At 54.1% G+C, this 20,580-nt stretch carries 15 protein-coding genes; 4 read left to right on the plus strand and 11 right to left on the minus strand.

Features of this window, described 5'->3' with window-relative positions; all coding sequences use genetic code 11:
- Positions 1–21: 21 nt before the first annotated feature.
- Positions 22–2,190, plus strand: a complete 2,169-nt coding sequence (locus tag WCK51_07875) for a hypothetical protein (protein MEI7576795.1) — start codon at positions 22–24, stop codon at positions 2,188–2,190.
- Here WCK51_07875 and metG read toward each other — a convergent pair.
- From metG to WCK51_07890, 3 genes are read right to left on the minus strand one after another with little or no spacing between them, the layout of a single operon-like run.
- Entirely contained in the window at positions 2,187–4,121 is a 1,935-nt protein-coding gene (metG, locus tag WCK51_07880; protein ID MEI7576796.1) for a methionine--tRNA ligase, read from the minus strand. The two genes, WCK51_07875 and metG, sit on opposite strands and share 4 nt — an antisense overlap.
- Before the next feature lie 26 nt (positions 4,122–4,147).
- Entirely contained in the window at positions 4,148–4,468 is a 321-nt protein-coding gene (locus tag WCK51_07885; GenBank protein ID MEI7576797.1) for a hypothetical protein, read from the minus strand.
- The gene (locus WCK51_07890; protein MEI7576798.1) at positions 4,468–4,707 is read right to left on the minus strand and encodes a DUF433 domain-containing protein; all 240 of its coding nucleotides are present in this window, start codon (positions 4,705–4,707) and stop codon (positions 4,468–4,470) included. The genes WCK51_07885 and WCK51_07890 overlap by 1 nt, the downstream gene beginning before the upstream one ends.
- 57 nt (positions 4,708–4,764) lie before the next feature.
- Between WCK51_07890 and ileS the strand changes: the two genes are divergently transcribed.
- On the plus strand, positions 4,765–7,533 hold the full coding sequence (ileS, locus tag WCK51_07895; GenBank protein ID MEI7576799.1) for an isoleucine--tRNA ligase: 2,769 nt from the start codon (positions 4,765–4,767) through the stop codon (positions 7,531–7,533).
- Positions 7,530–8,060, plus strand: a complete 531-nt coding sequence (gene lspA / locus WCK51_07900; protein ID MEI7576800.1) for a signal peptidase II — start codon at positions 7,530–7,532, stop codon at positions 8,058–8,060. Before ileS ends, lspA begins: the two co-directional genes overlap by 4 nt.
- Here the strand turns inward: lspA and WCK51_07905 are convergent.
- A complete protein-coding gene (locus WCK51_07905) occupies positions 8,021–8,728 on the minus strand; it encodes a DUF554 domain-containing protein (GenBank protein ID MEI7576801.1) in 708 nt (235 codons plus the stop codon). The genes lspA and WCK51_07905 overlap by 40 nt on opposite strands.
- On the minus strand, positions 8,725–9,432 hold the full coding sequence (locus tag WCK51_07910; protein MEI7576802.1) for a hypothetical protein: 708 nt from the start codon (positions 9,430–9,432) through the stop codon (positions 8,725–8,727). The genes WCK51_07905 and WCK51_07910 overlap by 4 nt, the downstream gene beginning before the upstream one ends.
- A 40-nt stretch (positions 9,433–9,472) precedes the next feature.
- Here WCK51_07910 and tgt point away from each other — a divergent pair, with 40 nt between their 5' ends.
- Positions 9,473–10,582, plus strand: a complete 1,110-nt coding sequence (gene tgt / locus WCK51_07915) for a tRNA guanosine(34) transglycosylase Tgt (GenBank protein MEI7576803.1) — start codon at positions 9,473–9,475, stop codon at positions 10,580–10,582.
- Positions 10,583–10,691: 109 nt separating this feature from the next.
- On the opposite strand, the gene WCK51_07920 is transcribed toward tgt, so the two are convergent.
- The 6 genes from WCK51_07920 to WCK51_07945 form a co-directional block, all read right to left on the minus strand.
- A complete protein-coding gene (locus WCK51_07920) occupies positions 10,692–11,159 on the minus strand; it encodes a hypothetical protein (protein ID MEI7576804.1) in 468 nt (155 codons plus the stop codon).
- Positions 11,160–11,245: 86 nt separating this feature from the next.
- On the minus strand, positions 11,246–12,832 hold the full coding sequence (locus WCK51_07925) for a TROVE domain-containing protein (protein ID MEI7576805.1): 1,587 nt from the start codon (positions 12,830–12,832) through the stop codon (positions 11,246–11,248).
- Positions 12,833–13,868: 1,036 nt separating this feature from the next.
- On the minus strand, positions 13,869–14,750 hold the full coding sequence (locus WCK51_07930) for a hypothetical protein (protein MEI7576806.1): 882 nt from the start codon (positions 14,748–14,750) through the stop codon (positions 13,869–13,871).
- 170 nt (positions 14,751–14,920) lie between these two features.
- A complete protein-coding gene (locus WCK51_07935) occupies positions 14,921–16,192 on the minus strand; it encodes an EAL domain-containing protein (GenBank protein MEI7576807.1) in 1,272 nt (423 codons plus the stop codon).
- 1 nt (position 16,193) lies between these two features.
- Positions 16,194–18,074: a CHASE4 domain-containing protein gene (locus WCK51_07940; protein ID MEI7576808.1), complete on the minus strand. Its 1,881-nt coding sequence runs from the start codon at positions 18,072–18,074 to the stop codon at positions 16,194–16,196.
- A 168-nt stretch (positions 18,075–18,242) separates the two neighbouring features.
- Positions 18,243–20,570, minus strand: a complete 2,328-nt coding sequence (locus WCK51_07945) for a polyribonucleotide nucleotidyltransferase (protein ID MEI7576809.1) — start codon at positions 20,568–20,570, stop codon at positions 18,243–18,245.
- Positions 20,571–20,580 lie beyond the last annotated feature (10 nt).

Consider the following 20,580-nt stretch of genomic DNA (forward strand, 5'->3'; position numbering starts at 1 on the left):
GTCCTAGAATAGAGAGACTTCATGCCTTTCCTACTGGCTCCCTTCGTTCTTCCGCAATCGCAGCTCATCTCGTTTGAGGTGCCAGCAACTCGGCTTGAGAACCTTGCGCCACTGCTGAGCAAGGCGATTGGCGAACCGATCGTCATTGGGACGCCACTACTCAACGACACCCTCACGATCTCCGTTAGGGACGTCACCAAGGCGGAGCTGATGAAGAAGATCGCGCAGGTTGCAAACGCAACTTGGTCGAAGAAGGAGTCGTTCCTGCTCTTTGAACAATCGTCGGATCAGATCCGTGCCGAACAGGCATATGCCCAAACCGAGAAGCTTCGGCGAGTGACAACGGGGATCGAAAATGCCAAGAAGCGCGTTGCCAAGATGATTTCGTTTGATGAAAACGAAGCGAAAGCGATTAAGCGTGAAATCGACGCGATAGCGCAGACAAAGCCACGGGGCGGTGAGGGCGAATATGACGAGCAGTATTACGGACGCATCAACCGACTAGATGCCCGCGGTCCTTATTCACGCTTCGTAAAGCGGCTGGTGACCCGGTTGAACCCCCAAATGGCGATGCTGGTTTCCAAGAACAATCGCCGAGTCGTGTTCTCGAATAATCCGACAGGTCAGCAGCAACGTCTGAACATCAAGCTGGATGACATCTGGGCGCAGTTGGTCAATGAGCAGGCGGTTTGGTCCGATGTCACCAAGGGGGCGCCAATCAGATCGAGTCGTGATACAGAATACATTTCGTACGGATTTTCAAGGCTTGCCAGCACCGTGAGTCAGGCGAACCCCAGGATTCCTACAATTCAGATCAAGTTTGCGACCGACTCCCTGGAGCAATCCCTCAACGCTCAGATCAGCATCTTCGATGACAAAGGGCGGCAGATCACAAGCGACTATCAATCGCTCGATGGCGAACCCGAGCAGGATTCTGAGGAAGCCGTCAAGGCATCCGAAGACGCCAGGAAAAAACCGAAAGACAAGATCGTCCTCAGTCCTGAGGCCGAGGAGTACCGGAAGTTCATGTTTGAGCGACGAGGAGGTAAGCGGGGTCCCATTCCGAAGACACTTCTAGAGAAACTCCTCAACCCCGAGAAGTTTGAAGCGAACGGTCAGTACCAACTCGAGAATTTTCGGAGCTTCGCCGGGACGAAGAATCTGATCGTCTACAACTTGGGAAGTTACGGTGACTACATGGAGCAAGTTGACTTCCTGAGAAACCCTTACTATCGAAGGGTTCTGGAAATCGAAGAAAGTGAGAAGTGGTTCACTTTGAACCTCAAGGATCGACTGGCCACACGGACAATGATGATTGATCCCAAGCTGATCGGACCGATGATCCGGCTAGCCGTAACCCGAGACTGTGGAACAATTGAGGAGCAGGCTGACTTCGCCGCAAAGATGCCGGACAATGAGTCGATGGGATGGATGCTCCAAGAGCGAATCAACCGAGTTCGTCCCTACGATCTCCCAATTTACAATGACCGCGCTGGACTCCGGCTTTTTGCGTTCGCAGATCCGAAACTGAAGAAACTGATCTTTAGTGGGAAGAGCGTTCCGCTCGACCAGTTTGATGCTCGCTTCCAGCGAGAGATGTTTAAGTCAGTTTTCTGGGCTGATTGGTCGAACTGGAACTTTGATTACTCTGCGTTCCAAAAGCCAGATGGTAGCTATAATTCGGAGTTCAACGAACTCCAGAATCAAGTCTGGGGCGGAATTCTTCAGGAGCCTACCAACATGTGTCCGGATGGATTGACCGGAAAGATGATGGTCAAAGGGACGGAAAGCAATTCCGAGGTATTGCTGGCCGATCCCGAAGCAAATTCTTCCTTTCAGCAGGTCCGGCAGCTGGATCCAAACTACTTGGGTCAGCTCCTGTTCCAGCAGAAGAATCCGACGAAGTACCCGTGGGCTAACCAGCCGTACGATAGGTTCGACAAGAATTCCCTTCGACTGGTATCACAGAGGTCAATTAGCCTTGAGCTAACAGTTCGAAAAGGCATCTCGAAGTCGTTCAGCCTCAACGAGATGCACGTAGCCGATCAGAAAATCTACACCCTCGATACACTGCCTGAGGGAGTGAAGAAGAAAGTCGAGGAAGGATACAAACAGGCCGAAGAGAACGATAAGCACTACGGCAGCAATCCTTACGGACGAGGCTCTGGCCCTCCGCCTCCTCCGCTTTAGCGGACCTGCGTGCCTTCAGGGGCGTCTCGGTCAGGTTGTAGGAGGATGGCTCCGCCGTTCTCGTCCGTTGCCGCAAGGAGCATGCCTTGGCTTTCGGTACCGCGTAGCTTGGCTGGTTTGAGGTTATACACAACCACGACCTGCCGCCCGATCAAGTCTTCTGGCGAGTAGTTCGCTCGGATGCCAGCAACGATCTGGCGCTTCTCTTCTCCTATGTGAACCTGGAGTTTGAGCAGTTTGTCGCTACCCTCTAGCGTCTCGGCCTCGAAAACCCTTCCGACCCGGAGTTGGACTTTGGCGAAGTCGTCGATCGTGATGATTCCAGTTGATTCTTCGGTTGGCTTCTTGGTTTCTTCCATCTTGGGTTTCTCGGGTTTGGCTGGCTTTTCGGGTGCAGGAATATTGGAGAGGTCGATGCGAGGAAAAATCGGTTGTGGTTCATTCAGAACTGTTCCGGCGGGGAGCGATTCTGGTGAGCCGATCAGCGACCAAGCCGTCGATGGCGCGACGCCTAGTTGTCTTGCTACTTCGTTGCAGACTGTCGGCATAAATGGCTGGAGCATTCCTTCTGCGGCTCGGACACAAAGGATCATCGACCTCAGAACTGATGCAAGGGCCGGATCGCCCGCTTTGGCCAGAGCCCATGGGGCGCGGGTGTCGACATACTTGTTGACGAACCGAATCACATCGATTCCCGCTGTGGCAGCGCGCTCAAGTCTGAACCCGTCCATTGCGGATTCGTATGCCGCTTTGCACTTGCCAATCGCTTCAAGCACCTCGAGTTCCACTGGGGCATCCGGAACGATTCCCCCGACAAACTTGTGTGCCATTGCGAGCGATCTGTTTAAGGCGTTGCCCAGATCGTTAGCCAAATCGCTATTGTATCGCTTGTGATAATCGTCGTAAGTAAACGTCGAGTCATTCTCGTAGCCCATCGTTGCCGTGATGTAGTAGCGAACGACATCCACCGAAACCTCGGGAGAACAACCGGCCAGTTCGGTGGTATAGGAGGCCAGGCTCAGAGGTTCGACGACGTTCCCCTTTGACTTGGAAATCTTTTCATCCCCAAGCAGGATCCATGCATGGGCAATCACATGCTTCGGAAGAGGCAAATCGGCACCCAAGAGCATTGCAGGCCAGAGCGTTGCATGGAATCTGGTGAGAATGTCCTTCCCGAGCCACTGCGCTAGCGCTGGCCACTTATCTTCCCAGCCCTGATTCGGCCAGCCGGTGGCGGTGATATAGTTGATCAGTGCGTCGAACCAGACATAAATGACTTGCGACTCATCGCCCGGAACTGGGATTCCCCAACCGTTGTTCTTTCGCGAAACGCACTGGTCCATGAGTCCAGATTTGATAAAGCTAACGACCTCGTTCTTACGCGTTTCAGGAATGATAAAGTCTGGATTCGCTTCGATGTGTGCGAGCAGACGGTCGCCAAATGCCGAGAGCTTGAAGAAGTAGTTCTCCTCGCTAACCCACCGAACTTCGTTCCCGTCCGGGCTCTTGCCGTCCACCAGGTCGGCTTCCTTGAAGTAGGTCTCTGTAGAAACGTCATACCAACCCTCGTAGGTCGCGGTGTAGATATAGCCGTTTTCTTGGAGCTTGGCAAAGAGCGCTTGCGATGCCGCTCGGTGCTCGGGAAGGGAAGTCCGGACGAACTTGTCGAACTTCATTCCCATGCCATCAAAAATCTCAATGAACCGCTGGGCAATCTCCGCCGTAAACTCGTGCGGATCGCGACCCTGCGCCTCTGCCGCTTCCTTTATCTTCAGCCCGTTCTCGTCCGTCCCCGCGACCGAAAAAACATCGAGCCCTCGCATCCGCAGGTAGCGAGCCGTAACATCCCCCGACAGAGTGGTAAGTATATTCCCGATATGCGGAGTGCTATTCACATACGGAATAGCCGTCACGATGGTGGTCTTCGGCATGAACCCCTAGTTTACCGGGCAGATTCTTAGCTTACGAAGTATGCCTTTCCAGGCTCCACCTTCAGCAGCAACGCAAGGAGCTCGGGAACTTGCTTCACAAGTTGGGGGACTGTGGGTGGAATTGGAGCCATAACGATCACTGCGATGTTTCTAGTTGAAAGATTCTGTTGATGAGGAATCCCCTTGTCGATGGTCAACAGCACCTGAAAACCATGCTGTTCTGCAGCTTCTAGAAGTTCGCCATCGACAAGTAGATTCCAACCCATGTCTTTTGAGCGCACGCACTCGTGACCAAAGACGTACCTCGAAACGCCATTAGGGAAACATTGGTCAAGCAGGATTCGCATCAGCTCGCGATGCCAAGTCTGTCTCGCCCTTGGCGAGCGAGCCAAGAGTAAACGCGCTTAACAGTCTCTCGCGAGAGATCTGGATATGCATCTAAGAACTCTTCGACAGAGTCGCCTTCGTGAATGTAGTCAAGCAGTATCCAAACGGGAATCCGCGTGTCGACAAAGCGAATCGCCCCCGAGACGTACTCAGGATCGGCTGTCAAGATATCTTGCAACTCTTCGGGGATCGTATTCATACCTCAATGATACGCCAAACCTGCCCCGCCTCAACCCCGGTAAACTGATAGGTTCAAATGGACTTCAAATCGACTCTGCACCTCCCTGACGCTGAAGCGACAATTCCTATGAAGGCGAACCTGCCGACCCTGGAGCCGTCGATTCAGGCAATTTGGGATTCAGAGGCGATTTATCACAAACTCCAGCAAGCTCGGAAGGACTGTCCGAGCTACGTCCTCCACGATGGGCCGCCCTACACAAACTCGCCGATCCACATCGGAACGGCGATGAACAAAATCCTTAAGGATTTTGTTCTCAAGAGTCGCCAGATGATGGGTTTCCGGACTCCCTACGTCCCAGGATTTGACAACCATGGCCTCCCCATCGAGCAAGCCGTGATGAAGAAGTTTGCGGAGAAGAAGGTCACCCCCACGATCCCCGAACTCCGACAAGCCTGCAGGGATCACGCCGCCGAGTACCTCACGATCCAACGTGACCAGTTCAGGCGGCTGGGAATTTTTGGCCTCTGGGAGAAGCCGTACACCACAATGGATTTCCGCTTTGAAGCGGAAATTGTTCGCGTTTTCCGACGCTTGGTCGAGAAGGGTTACGTTTATAAAGGTCTCCGTCCCACCCTCTGGAGCCCCACGAGCCGAACCGCTCTTGCCGACACTGAGATCGAGTATCACGATCACATCAGCAAAGCGATCTATGTCAGATTTCCGCTCAAAAGCGACCCAAATCAGGAGCTTGCCGGGTTCGAAAATGTTTACACGGTGATCTGGACCACCACCCCATGGACCATCCCCGCGAACCTTGCGTGCGCATTTCATCCCGAGTTCAACTACGATGTCGTCAAGGTCGGAGGTGACCATTTCATCATCCTCCAAGACCTCGTATCCAAGGTCGCTGAGAAAGTGGGTTGGGCAGACTACACCGTTGTCAAAACCCTCGAAGGTATCAACTTCGATAAGATGGAGTTCAAGCATCCGATCTTTAACAGATCTAGTCTCGCCGTTATGGCCGATTACGTCACCACTGAAGACGGAACCGGCGTCGTCCATACCGCTCCCAGTCACGGTCGCGATGACTTCTTCACCGGCCAAAAGTACAATCTTGGAGTCCCGAATACGGTTGATGAAAGAGGTGTCCTCACCCAAGAAGCGGGCGAATTCGAAGGCGTCTTTTACAAGAACTGCGATACAGTCGTCGTCGATCGACTCCAAGAAGTCGGCGCCCTCCTTAGGGTCAGCGACTACCACCATAGCTACCCCTATGCCGAGCGCGACGGGCAGCCGGTCATCTTCCGCGCCACCGAACAGTGGTTTCTTAGCCTCGAACACGAGGGCCTCCGAGGTCGAATGCTCGACTCGATCAGCGAAGTCAACTGGGTGCCTACCCAAGGTCAGAACCGTATCGAGGCAATGATCCGCAATCGACCCGACTGGTGCATCTCTCGCCAGCGACCATGGGGAGTAGGAATCCCAGTCTTCTACGGCAAGAAAAGTCGGGTTCCGGTACTTGACCCGGTTGCCATCGACGCGGTTGCCAACCTTGTCGAAGCAGAGGGCTCAGATGCTTGGTTCATCAAAGATGCCGCCGACATTCTTCCCGCGGGCTACGTCCATCCGGAAACCGGGGAGACCGAATTCGACAAGGAGACCGACGTCCTGGACGTCTGGTTCGACTCTGGCTCCACGTCGCTCGCTGTCCTCGAAGGCAACGTCTATCCCGAATGGAAAGAGAATTGGCCAGCCGACATCTACCTCGAAGGCTCTGACCAGCACCGAGGCTGGTTCAATACCTCCCTTATCCTTGGTCAGGCCACCCGGGATGGAGCGCCGTACAAAGCCGTTCTCACGCACGGCTTCGTGACGGACGGTGAGGGCCGCAAAATGTCCAAACGCCTCGGCAACGTCGTTGACCCGGTCAAAGCCTGTGCCGACTATGGCGCCGACGTTGTCCGCTACTGGGTCGCCGGAACGGACTACGCTAATGACGTTCCTTGCTCCGACCCAATCCTCAAGCAGTTCGGTGAGAGCTACCGCAACATCCGCAACGCTCTGCGGTTCCTGATCGGGAATTTGAACGGTTACACACTGGGTGCTCCAGAAACCGTTCTCCCACTCGATCGCTGGTTTATCGAGCAAGCCGATCTTTTGGTTGCCGATTGCATCGACGCCTACGAACGGTTCGACTTCGGAACGGTCATGTCTGGCGTTCACAATTTCTGCCGCCAGCAACTCTCGGCTTTTTACGCCGATGCGATCAAGGACCGAATGTACTGCGACGCGGAGGACTCCGCCGAGCGGAGATCGGGCCAACAAGCCTGCTACGAAGTGGCAGAAAAGTTGATCAAGCTCATCGCCCCGGTCCTCGTCCACACCGCCGAAGAGAGCTGGCTGAAGATGCACGAGACTCTTGGCGTCAAATCGACTTCGGTCTTCTTCGAAACCTTTGACGCCGCAAGCATCGACGACATCGAAGGTAGCGAGCTACAGCAACGCTTCGCCGCAGTCATCGCCGCAAAGCAGATTGTCAACAGCTCCTTCGAACCGTACAAGGGAACCGACGGGATTAAGAATTCGCAGGACGTGGTCGCCAAACTCACAGTCGATCCAACTGAGAAGAAGCTCCTTGAAAGCTTTTCCGTCGATGAACTTTCGAACTTCTTCAAAGTGAGCTGGGTTGAATTAAGTGATGGTGAGCCTGCGGTGACATTCGAGAAATCGCCATACAATGAGTGCATCCGCTCTCGGGTCCGACGTCCTGATGTTGCTGAAGTCGAAGTCGACGGCGAGAAGGTCTTCTTGAGTGCACGCGACCGAAAGGTGCTCGGTCTTTGAAGTCTCGTCTGCCTCTCTTCTGGATCATCACGATCCTGATGGTGCTTGTCGACCAAGGAATCAAAGCATGGACGCGGAACACCCTGATGGTCGGGCAGTACTGGGACGGAGGGCCGTGGAAAGGTGTTCTTGAGTTCACGCTGAGCTACAACAAAGGGATTGCGTTCGGCATGTTCCAGGGTTCGGCTCTGGCGATGGCCCCGGTGGCGATACTAATTGCCGGCTTCGCGGTCTACTCAATCCACAAGAACCGGAATGAGTCGAAGTGGGGAACGGTTGCACTGGCTCTGCTCGCCAGTGGCGCGATAGGAAACCTTATCGACCGAGTCGCCAACGAGAAGGGTGTGACCGACATGTTTCTGGTGCGCCTGGCAAACCTTACTGGCGGAAAGCTGAACGACTTCCCAGTCTTCAACTGGGCCGACAGTTGCATTACCGTCAGCATGATCATGCTTTTTCTGAGTTGGGGAAAGCCAGCCAAAGATGATCAGACTGAAGTGTTGGAGCCTCGCGAAGAAGCATTGTAGAGCTTGTAAGCGACGGGAACGAGGAGCAATCCTGGTAGATAGTTTGCGGTCGGTAATTGCTTTAGTCCCAACAAACTGATTCCGATTGAAAGGATCATTAGCCCGCCCACTGCGGTGAACTCGTTCAGCAGTTCCTCGTTTTCGCGTAACCACTTAAGGCGCGATGCCAACAGAGTAATGGTTCCCTGGACGAGGAGAACAATCACCGCCGAGAAAAGAACTCCGACTCCGAGCGATGCTGCAAGGAAGAACGCAGCAACTCCGTCCAGTGTTGATTTCAGCCCCAGCAGTTCCGAGCGTCCTTCTAGTCCGTCCTGGATGCACCCTAGAATCGTCATCGGTCCTACACAGAATAGAATCGACGCCGTCAGCAGACCTTCACTAAATCTCCCGCGTCCACCAACGACATCCTTCGCCCAGATAGAAAGACTTTCCAGGCTCGCCTGAACCCCGATTAGCATGCCAAGAATTCCGCCTATAGCGATGCACGCCGCGACGAGAATCAGGTTCTTGGATGGCAAGAACATCTTGACTCCGAGAGCCAGATTGACCAAGCCAATGCCTGAGAGGGCGATGTCTTGAGCATTCGTCGGCAATAGCCGCCCTACCAGTAAGCCCAATGCAGAACCAAGAACCACGGTTCCAGTGTTGACAAACGTTCCTTTCATTCCACCGACCTCGCGCCGACCGATGTGATAATCAAACCCCAAGCCGCCTGCGCCGCCATCGAGACTGGGAAGTTTAAAGCCAGCGGGAGTGAGTACAGGGCAACGGTGACCGGCCCAAAATACATCCAGCAGGTCACCAACGTCGGGAAGTAGCGCTTCCAGAAGTCGCCTTCGGCAAGTTTTTGCTTCATCGCCGCTCCGTTCAAACCTGAATCGATCCACATGAATGTCAGAGCCGCTACGGGCATCGAGATAAGTGGGGAAAAGATCAGCATGTCAAAGGCAATCTTTGCCACCACCACCCCGAGCGAAGGCTTGTCTCCCAGCTCCTGGCTTAGAAAAATGTAAAGAGTGTCAACTGCTATGGCGATGAATCCGAAGTAGGCAAGCTTGACGAATAAACCCGCAAAGGTTGTTTTCGGTCTTGCGTGGCGAGTGACCACTGCTGCGAGTTCTGGAATGATCAGGCTTGCGACCCAAACTGATCCAAGCGTGAAGATCAACCCCCACCGATCCCGAAAAGAGCGAATCGTCTCCGGCAGAGTCTGCAAACTCGGGATCGCGTAGTACAAAACCACGAATACCAAGAAGCAAATCTGGATCAGGATGATCGGCTTTCGAGCGGCGCGCATCGAAGCCAGGCCAGGCGCGGCGAGTGCCTTTACATCAATCCCCGAAAAACCCGACGGCGAACCTGAAGCCACAAGTCAATTTACCTTTTCCGGGTACACCTAACTGTCCCGCATGAACTCCCCAAACGGCGTCCGCTACGAACTTCTCGGAACCTGCCCTCATACCAAGGCGCGGCGCGGACGGCTCCACACGCCCCACGGAATCGTCGAAACCCCCTTTTTCATGCCCGTCGGAACCCAGGGCACGGTGAAGACCGTCGGTAGCGAAGACATCGAAGGTCTTGGCTTCCAGCAGATTCTCTCCAATACCTACCATCTCTCGTTGCGACCCGGCTCCGATTTGGTCGAACGTTTTGGCGGACTCCATAAGTTCATGTCTTGGAAGGGCGCTATCCTGACGGATAGTGGCGGCTACCAAGTAATGTCCCTCAGTGACACCAATGAGGTCACCGACGAAGGCGTCACCTTCAAATCCCATCTCGACGGCTCAAAGCACTTCTTGACCCCCGAGCGATCTATCCAAATTCAGGCCCAATTAGGTGTCGATATCAGCATGATGCTCGACCAGTGCCCGCCCTATCCATGCTCGCGCGATGAAGCCCACCTGGCGATGAAGCGCACCCACGAGTGGGCTCACCGCAACCTCGCCGCCCGGGCCGAAGGGCAAGCGATCTTTGGAATCGTTCAGGGCGGAGTCCACTTTGATATGCGCTCAGAGAGCGCCGCTTACATCTCCGATCTGCCTTTCGATGGTGTCGCCATCGGCGGAGTCTGTGTTGGCGAGCCGACAGAGATGCAGTATCCGGTAGTCAAACACACCGCGCCGCTTCTACCGGCCGACAAAGCTCGCTACCTGATGGGCGTCGGTCACCCTAAAGATATTCTTCACGCCGTGGCGTGCGGGGTCGATATGTTTGACTGCGTTCTCCCAACACGCATGGCGCGCCACCACTGCCTATACACACTTAATGGCCGAATCAACGCGATGAACAAACAGTGGGCCGAATTCGACGGTTTGCACGACGAAGGCTCCTCGTTCGCGGCTACCAACCGCTACTCGGCGGCCTATCTGCGTCACCTGTTCAAAGCCAACGAGCCGCTCGGAGCGCGGATCGCTACTCTTCATAACCTCGCCTTCTATGCTCGCCTCATGCATGAGATTCGCGAAGCGATCTCGGGTGGGACTTGGCCGGAGTTGGTGGCGCGGTACGCGAAGGCGTAGGTCCCGCGCCGGTCCCAAAGCCAAACCCCACCCGAGAAGAGTCCGATCCCGCCGCATTCGCTCTGGGATCAAACTCTCCCCGGGTCCCGTGCCACTAGGCTCGCAGAGCCTAGAGCTTCCTAGGCTTGAAGCCTATCTCGACTGCCTTGGCGAGCTCAGTGAGATACTTCTCGTTCGCCTTGAGTAGTGCGGCGTAGGCTTTGTCAGTCGCCTTCAACGCCGATTTGTCCATCTCCTGGTTCGACACGGCAAATCGTGCGACTCCTTGATGGAAAGAAGGGACTTCCTTGCTACGTATCATCCGCATGGGTAGATCCCCGTCCAAAACATTAGCGCGAGGATCGCCATCGAAGTACAACTTAGAGACGATCCAGAACTGCTCCGCCGATCCAAGATCTTTCCGTTCGCGGATCGCCGCCTCGTCATCTTTGGGGTCGACATCATAATGACGCCGCCAAAGTTCCTTCACGTGGTACTCAGCCAAATCGACTTCGTACTTTGACTTTGCAGAAGGCCTCGCCAGCTGAAATCCAAACATCGCGATAGCACCACAAACCACTCCCAGCAGAAACTTCACAAAGGTCGGACGATCCTGACAACTAAAAGCTTCTTGAAGGACAAAACAAGAGCGCGAAGCTAACCTCCGCGCTCTCATTTTTGCAATCACCCAACGAACTCAGCCACTACCCCCGGAACCGAGGCGTCGAAGCCGACGACGTTGAGTACTCCAGCGTCCGTTGAGTCGCCGATCGACAACCGGTTGGTTGCCATTGCGACCACGACAAGCTTTGCCGGGATTCCCATCTTTCGACGGTACTCGGCAATCGCTTGAGCCGGGTGCTGCGAACCGTACCAAGTCTCCGAGTCCGTGTAGATCACGAAGACGTCGGCCTCGATACGATTCTGGATTGCGAACCGGATCGGAGCGGCACAGTCTGTTCCACCTCCTCCAGTCTTCTCCAAGGTCTCAACGACCTTATCGACCCGCATCGACTTGTTCAACTTCAACGGATAAACCTTGGTGTCGAATGCCAAGTGGGTCACTTGATCTTCAACCGACTCGGTCACGAGTGCCATCGCTCCACACGCCTTTCGGCAGTCGAGCCCAGCTACTCCGCTCACCAGAGTTCCCGCCATCGAACCCGACACGTCGAGTCCAAGGACGTACCGCTTTCCGGTCGACCGAACGTTTTGGAACGTCGCGTAGAACGCATCGTTCAAAGCGTCGACAATCGACTGGACCGGCTTCCAAGTGTTGTCACCCCGGATACCCCGTCCACCTGAGTAGGTGTTGAGGGCGGCAAGGATCGCAACCGGGTGGATGCGCGCCTTTCGGAGCTTCTCGGCATCTCGAAGAGTCGAAACGACCTTCTCAACCGCTGCCGAGTCACCTCGGAACAACCCGCTCTTCAACAGTCCAACCTTGGTCATCGTCGCCAAGTTTCGGATCATCGCAGTGAGCGGCATATCCTCCAAAAGTGCTTCCCAGACTTCAGTCTCGGTCAACATTTCGGTCGGAACTGCCTCTCGCGGAATCCGGTTTTCAACGATCAAAGCCTTCGCCTTGTCGAGGTCCTTGACCTCCTTCAAAGCCTGGACGGCCTGGATCAGCGGAGCCTCGCCGGTCAGTTCGCCATCGACAACCCACTTGAACAGAACATTGTGGGTCTCGGTAGCGGCGACCGGGTGAGCGAGCCGAAGCAAGTCACGGTTCGACCACCCCTCACGAGCCTGGTACTTCACCAGTCCGTACGCCAAAGCTTCCGGAGTCTGCGCGTTGTACCACTTACCGACCGCTTTTCGGAGTCCTCGACCCCATCCCCGCATTCCGTCGCAAGCGGCGGCAAACGCAAAGAGGTGAGTTCCGGTTCGGCAAACCTTCGGCAACGCAGCAAGTGCCGCGCTTCGGGTCTTGTCACATCCGAACGAAGAGGCAAGGGCAAGGGCGAAGATCGCCGAATCGTTCTTCGGCGCCAACCCCTTCGTGCTGACCTCGACGATCCTATCGACAACCTTGAGTCCGTCTTCCTTCACTGCCTCGATGACGTTGAGAGCGTTTTCCTGGGTGAGCTTCCTCGCCCCAGTGTAATACGTTCCGTTTTCGCTACCAAGGATCAAGAAGCGATCCAGCATCGTCCACCGATCCACTTCAAAGCTATAGCCTCCCGCATGGTTCAGGATCTGGCTTGAGCCGGGAATGGCTTGCTTCTGATTGGTCTTTTTGGTGTTGAATAGTTTGCTGTAGTTCATGTTCTTCTTTTCCTCCTTGTAGGAATCTTGTTTTCTCTCGGCCGGGCAAGTTTCGGAGCGGATGTTTCCCTGATGGCGCAGCTAGCGCTGTCCACGACGGTTTCCCTTTTCAGAGTCCTTCCGGCCCGACCGAAAATCGTTCTGTGTCCGTCATGCAGGCAAGTAATGCCTTGGTCTCTGGATTTGAACCAGTGGGCTTGCGCCTTTAACCGATAAACCAATTGCCTCGGCCCGCACGACGAACCTTGTTGACTCCGGGCAAGTGCGAACCTGGGTTCGACTGCCATGCCGCGTTCCACACGCCTCAACTCTGAGAGAGTTGGCCGGCCTTTATGCCGAAGCACCCCGATAGCAGCCGAAGTGGTGGGTAACCCAACCTCATCGGCCCGGAGAAGATGTTGATTTCAAAGCTTAAGAGCGCAGACAAGGTGTCCAAGTAGACAAGATGCTCTACCCAACTGAGCTACGCAGCTTCCACGGTTACCCGCTTCGGCTACGGACGGACTCGAACCGCCGACCCTCCGCGTGACAGGCGATAATCTACAAGAATCGGCCCGCACTCTTAATGCGTATGAAGCACGGACTAGTGAGTTAGTCTGCCGCTGATCTACCCAAAAGATAAGGCAGCACCATTCGGCCCGTGCAAAATGTAGTTGCGACAATCTATCCGTTCTGGAGGACGGAATTGTCAGATGAAAGCGAGTCGCGGACAAAAACTTAACCTGAGTAGTTTCACTTAACAGGCGAGAACTCAAGCCAATCGGCCCGCGAAATTGAGTCTGGGAGAGTGAGCAATGCGGCTCTTCTCACTACGTCGAACAGTGTCTATGTTTCTGTGCTCCGGTCAGACCGGAGTCCGACGTTAGCACCCTTGTGTGGGGTGATCCATTTACAGTTAGAGATTAAACCGGAGGAGTAAAGAGAAAGTCAAGAGTAAATGAAAAAGATTTCTTAGAATTTCACATTGCCGGGTTCAAAGGAACCTGACAACATTTTTGCAAAATAGGTCAAAAAACAGATCCATAACCCTGTATAACTATGCCCGCCGGATCCCCGAATCGTATCGCTCAAGCCCAAACTGCGCCGCCACTAATTCTTCAAAAAGCATCGCATCAGCAAAGAAGCTCACGTTCAAAGCGGCGACTTTGCCTGCCCCCGTCACAAACTCCAAGTCACCGGAGACGTGGTTGATAGCCACGAGATCGGATCCCATAATCTCCATCTTCTCCTTCGTCTCAAATACAATCCTATCTGCGGTTAAAGCAACCACTCCGCCCCGGCGGTTAGGAAACTCAGCGCGGCCGGAAGCAAGTGTCCCTTGCGCGATCGGCAACCGAGTCCGCACCCACTGGGCCTCAGCGGCCCGCAAGAAACTGATGACCGAGTCATCTGGAACCGGATCAGTCGGGACGTATTGATCCGTAAAGATCGAGACCAAGAACTTGTTGTTTGCATCAACCCATTGGTAAACAGCATTCTGACCATAGAACGGGCAAAGACCCCGTGTCTCAATCACATTTGTATACAAATGCGCCCCATTCTTGTACAAAAAGATGCCGCCCTCAATTGAGTTCTTCGTCTGATCATCTTTCCCGACTCGGTAACGCGCAAATCCCAGTTCGCCGACGTAGTTGCACTCGAATCGTTTGATATTGATTGCGCGCAGCCCCCCAAAGCCTGCGAACAAAAGGGCGCCGACGAGAGCAAAGGTGTTGTTCGTCTTCCAATAAACCAACCCGCAAATCACCGCGATCCCAAAGAAAGCAAGAGCAAGTTGGATGTGCGCTTTTGAGGCCGTCCCTTGCTGTCCCTGCTTCAGCGTTGAAGACTGAGACAGTACGTCTCCGATTTCAGACGGAGCGGCGACGAAGAAGTCCACGTCCGCCGGAAGTGGGTTCCCAAGGTGAGTTTGCGGCATTGCGACACATTGTATCTGAATCCTGTTTCTTGGTTCAGGTCATTCAGTGAAGACAGGAAACAGGCAAAGCCTCATAAGAGTTCGTCGCGAGCGGCTCATATTTAGGATGATTGTCTCCTGAATTAGAGTTCGTCGCCGCTGATTAAGCCCGGTTGTTAAGCTCGGTGCGATTAAGCTGCTCGTAAGGTCTTGCTAGAGTGCGACTCAAAGAACATCTCTATCGCTCGTTCACGTGCCACAGGCTTGGAATAGAGATAGCCTTGGCCAACCGTGAAGTGGAAATCCCGTACGATCTGTTCTTGGATCTGAGTTTCAACCCCCTCAACCAGCGAGAGCTTTCCGAGTTGTCGCACGAGCTTACCAAAGGCTTCGAGCAGAAGCGTGGATGATTGACACTCAGGCAGGCTCATGCAGAAATTCCGATCCAACTTCACGGTGTCAAACGGAACCCGTGCAAGGTTAGCAAGGCACGAGTGCCCTGTGCCGAAATCATCAAGGAGAATGTGGTAGCCGATCGACTGAATTTCTTCAATGATCCCGATGCATTCTTCTTCTGCGGAGAGATCACCGCTTTCCGTGATTTCTATTCCTAGAGCCTCGACGGGCAAGTCGGCTTCTTGCACGACGGAATCGAGGAATGCTACGAAAGAGTGACTCAGCTGTTTGGGCGCAACATTAACCGTGACAAGCGGGAAAGAATGATCTGTCCAGCCACCGATGAGGCTCAGAGCCATTGTCACCGCTTCGGTGATGGCAAATTCTCCAACCTCACCGATAAGTCCATAACGCTCAGCGACATCGATAAACTGGTCAGGATAAGCGACAGTCTTGCCTTCTACTTCCCACCGACATAGGGTTTCGAAGCCAATGACTTGACCAGTTGAAAGTTGGACCAAGGGTTGATAGACCGTAGAAAGTTGATTCTTGTTGAGAGCCACTCTTAAATCCGCGGCCATCTTTCGTTCGGCCCGCTTCACACCAGACTCTTTTGAGGCAACAGAGTGAACAATCTGCAAGATCTCTTCGGGCGAGAATGGTTTATTGAGAATGAGGAAGTTAGGCTTGTTCCCAAGTGCATCACGTAAGCTCGCAAAGCTATAGTCGGAATATGCCGAACAGAGCACCACGAACTGATCGGGTTGAAGATTCCATATCTCTCGGATCGTCCGCATACCATCCCAACCGGGTGGCATGCGCATATCTACAAAAACTACGTCGAAGGGGTTGATGAGCCGTTCTTCCTTGAAGATGGCAACTCCTTCTTCTCCCTGATTGGCGGTGAATATCTCACATTCCAGTTGGTTTGAGGGACTAGTAGGCGTCCCGAACAAGACGGCCTCTAGATCGTCTAGTACACCGGTGTCGTTATCCGGCGCGAGTATCTTGCGATAGTCGTTGATGATTGATGAGTTATCATCAATGACGAGGATTCTTGGTTTCAATCTATGCTGCCTCCTGGATGAGTCGATTCTTGCTTTCAGTAAGGGTGAATGTTGCTCCCTGACCCGGCCCGTTGCTCAGTAACGTCAGTTCCCAATGCATTTCGGTCAGAGTATTGGCGCAGTAATGCAGACCGTATCCCGAGCCGTGAGCCTTGGTCGTGAATCCATTCGCGAAGATTCTTGTTGCGTCTTCCGGCGCAATTCCCTCGCCATTATCTTGGACCTTGATTTCAATTCGACCTGCGGCATTGCGGAGAGCTCTTACCTCGATGAGCCGTTGCCCCATCGGCTTGCACTCAACGGCATCCTTCGCGTTAGTTAGCAGATTGACCAGCACTCTGATGAGCAGTGGCGAGTTGCAGTGCCCCTTCAAATCCGAATCTACATCGACAAAGAGATCAACCCCGTGATGTGATAGAGATTTGGCCACGATCCGAGTTGCCTCATCAATGATTGGAGCAATGAACTCTTCTCGATATTCTTGTGATGGGTTTGCCAGAGAATGTTGCGCCTGGATCACTTCTCCCATGTGAGCCACCGACGTCTTCAGCAGGGTCAACTCTTCGAGTGTCCTTTCATGATCGGCAGTGAGATGCTGATTCAGTGCGACCAGATACGGAATGAGTCGTTTGCCTTTCTCATCCTCCTGAGTGAATCTGTTCAGATCGTGAGACTGCGAAACCAGCAGCTGCAATGATTCGCTGAGCCGAGGAAACTTGGAACTCTTTGCATTCTCCGTAAGCTGGTCAATCGCCACTCGAATCGAGTTGAACGCGTTACCTGCATTGTGTAGGACTTCCCGAGCGACAGACGCCATTCCTGCCGCATGGGACGCTTTTACCATTGAGATTTGAGCCTGTTCTATCTGCTCAAACGCTCCTTGCAAAAACCGCGCAAGGTACCCGATTTCGTCTCTTCTTCCGACTAATTCGGTTGAGACGGTTCGACTGTTACCGTCGCCAATGCTTCCGATCTCTCTCGAGAGCCTCGCTAGAGGTTTCGTAACAAGAAGCTGAATGAACGTCCAGCCTAACAATGAGCTTAGGCCGGTGAACATCACCATGAAAAGTAGCGACTTATCTACTGCTGTTTCGCCATCATGCAGAATTTGCGCTTGTGTCCGCGTCTGGATGGCAAATCTGGCTACTCCGTCATTACCCCGTAAGTCTTGGTACCCTATGATTTCGGTATGGGAGTCTAGTTTTGGCTCGGGGTTGGGGGAGGGCAGTGTTCGCTGATTAAGTTTCGATCGATCCGTGCTGATGATCTGGAAATCGACGCCTACCGCCGCCGAAATAGCCTTCACAGTCGGTTTGGCAAGAAACTTACCCATTACCAGCATGCCGGCTGCCGGCGCTTTTTCTGAGCTATCGACGACTGGGCGGCTATATAGAATCATTGGAACGCCCTGTACGGACTCTATCGCCCATGACCCACGGAGCTTTGAAGACCGACTCAGCTCTTTCGCCACCCCAGCAAATGCAACGGGGTCAAATCCGGGATTGGAAGTATGTTCCACTAGGTCGGTGCCGCGCCAGGCTTTGTGCTTTACTTTTCCAGAGTTCTCAATCAACCAGATCAGATCGACATGGGTCGTGTCGAACATGTTTACAGAGAGGTTTACTTTTTCATACCCTGGGTTTCTGTTCAGGACGTAGTTGTAAGTGTCATCCCAACTCCCCCAGTCTTGAGCTTGTCTTCCCAACGAATTGATCTCCGTCTGAATTGCTTCGTAAGCGCGGCGAAGATTCTCGTCAGCCGCCGAAGATTGTAACTGCTCGAAACTTTTGAGCATGATCGGACGCTGAATGAAGGCGAAAAAGGCGAGAACCACCGATGTGATGGTGAGAATTCCCAGCCCAACTTTGACACCAAGTTTCATCTTGCCCCTCTCTAAAGATCGGCATTTGAGAGGCGAAAACTGAAATGAATGAGTGAAATTAGTAGATTTCGTGACTCAATAGTAAGACTCAATTGGCCAGCGACTTCGCCCAAATACAGATAAGCCCACTTAGCTGACGCTAAGTGGGCTTTTTGTTAAACGCTTAGCCTACTGTCGCTTTCGGAACTTTGGCTCGTCGCCGCCGTTCGAAGCTGGTCGCTCGGCTCGGTCTGGTCGAGGTCCGTCTCGGCGAGGGCCTCGGTCTCCACCTCGATCTCGGCCACCGAATCCGCCGCCGCGTCCACCTCGGTCGCCACCGCGACCTCGGTCTCCGCCTGGGCGTCCACCGCCGCCACCTTGTGATGGAGGAGGGGTTCCGTTTTCGTTACCTTCGAGAGTCGGAAGATCTTGCTTCACACCAATTGCGGTGAGATTGAGTCGTCCTTGATCATCCAGCTCGTGAGTCTTTACATTGAGCGTATCGCCCATGTTGACGACGTCTTCGATTCGGTTGATCTCCTTGAGGGTGATCTGTTCCTTCGGAACGAATCCCTGCTTGCCGCTGGCAAGCTCAACCAGAACGCCTCGACCCATGATTCGGGTCACAACGCCGGTTGTCTCAACACCCATTTCAATGTCGCCAACTGCGTCCTTCACCATCTGCATCGCCTTGTTGGAGGCTTCTGCGCCGGTGGAGCCGATGAGGACTCGACCGTCTTGCTGAACGTCAACGGTTGCACCAGACTCAGCACAGATCTTCTTGATGGTTGCGCCACCAGGTCCGATCAGCGCGCCGATCTTTTCTGGGTTGATTTGCATCGTGACGACCTGAGGAGCGGTGTCCGCAACTCGGGTTCGAGGTGCGTCGATCTCTGCTTCCATGATGTCAAGAATCTGGAGTCGTGCGGTAAGAGCCTGATTGAGGGCCCGTGCAAGAACTTCGTCAGGAATTCCGTCGAGCTTGGTGTCAAGCTGAAGCGCGGTGATTCCAGCGCGAGTTCCCGCGACCTTGAAGTCCATGTCTCCGCAGAAGTCTTCCATTCCGATGATGTCGGTAAGGACCTTAAAGGCCTTTCCGTCGCTCATCAGACCCATTGCGATACCCGCGACCGGAGCCTTGATCTGGATTCCGGCATCCATGAGAGCCAGGGTTGAGCCGCAGACCGAAGCCATGGAGGTGGAACCGTTGGACTCAAGAACCTCGGAAGTGAGGAGCATAGTGTATGGGAACTGAGGATCGCTGAGTGGGAGAACTGGGAGCAGTGCTCGCTCGGCAAGCGCGCCGTGGCCAACTTCTCGTCGTCCCCGGCCTCGGTTCGGGCGGACTTCCCCGACCGAGTAGGAAGGGAAGTTGTAGAAGTGCATGTATCGCTTGGCGTCGACTTCTTCGAGTCCGTCCATCGTCTGGGCGTCTCCCGGAAGGCCGAGGGTAGCGATGGTCATGACCTGGGTCTGACCGCGAGTGAATAGTCCTGAACCGTGAACGCGAGGAAGAATTCCTGCGGTCGCTTCGATGTTTCGAAGCTCATCGAGCTTTCGTCCGTCAGGTCGCTTGTCCTTGGTGATGATGAGGTCGCGAACGACACCCTTCACAACCGTATCTGCCGCTTCTGGAAGCTGGTTGAGAATCGCTGGCTGGTCGGCATACTCAGGCTTCATCTTCTCAACGATGTCCTTGATCAGGTCGTTGAGAGCTGACTCTCGAACAGCTTTGTCAGCCGATCCGAGAAGAGCCTTCTCGATGTCTTTGCCAAACTTCTTGCTGATCGCCTTCTTCAGGTCCTCGTCAATGGTGAAGAGCGTAACTTCGCGAACCTTTGTGCCAACCGTCTTTTTGAACTCTTCAAACTTAAGCGCAATCTCTCGGATTGCGTTGTGAGCAAACTTAAGAGCAGCGGCCATGTCGGCTTCGCTGACTTCATTTGCACCCGATTCGACCATCGAGATGGCATCCTTGTGTCCGGCAACGATGAGGTCGAGGTCAGAAACCTTGATCTGGTCGTTGGTTGGGAAGAGGATTAATTCGCCATCGATTCGTCCGACGCGGACGCAGGCGATTGGAGCCTTGAACGGAATGTTCGAGACCGCAAGAGCTGCACCAGCGGCGCAAACTGCGAGAACGTCGGGCGGGCAATCCTGCTCAACCGCAAATGGCATCGCCATGACTTGAATGTCATTTCGAAGACCCTTCGGGAAGAGTGGTCGGATCGGCCGGTCCATCAGTCGCGAGACGAGGATCGCCTTTTCAGAAGGTCGTCCGCCGGACTTGATGAAGCCGCCGGGGATCTTGCCGACCGCGTACTTGCGCTCTTCGTAGTCGCAAGTGAGAGGCAGGAAGTCGATCCCCGCCTTAGGGTTTTCGGACATCGTTGCGACGCCCAGGACGATGGTTTCGCCCATTCCAAGGAGAACTGCGCCGCCGGCTTGCTTAGCCACGCGACCTGTTTCGAGGTAGAACTCCTTTCCGCCTACCTCGAATTCGAGTGTGTGTATCATTTATGCTCCG

The organism is Armatimonadota bacterium (genome assembly GCA_037138755.1).
In the GTDB taxonomy this organism is placed as follows: domain Bacteria; phylum Armatimonadota; class Fimbriimonadia; order Fimbriimonadales; family Fimbriimonadaceae; genus Fimbriimonas.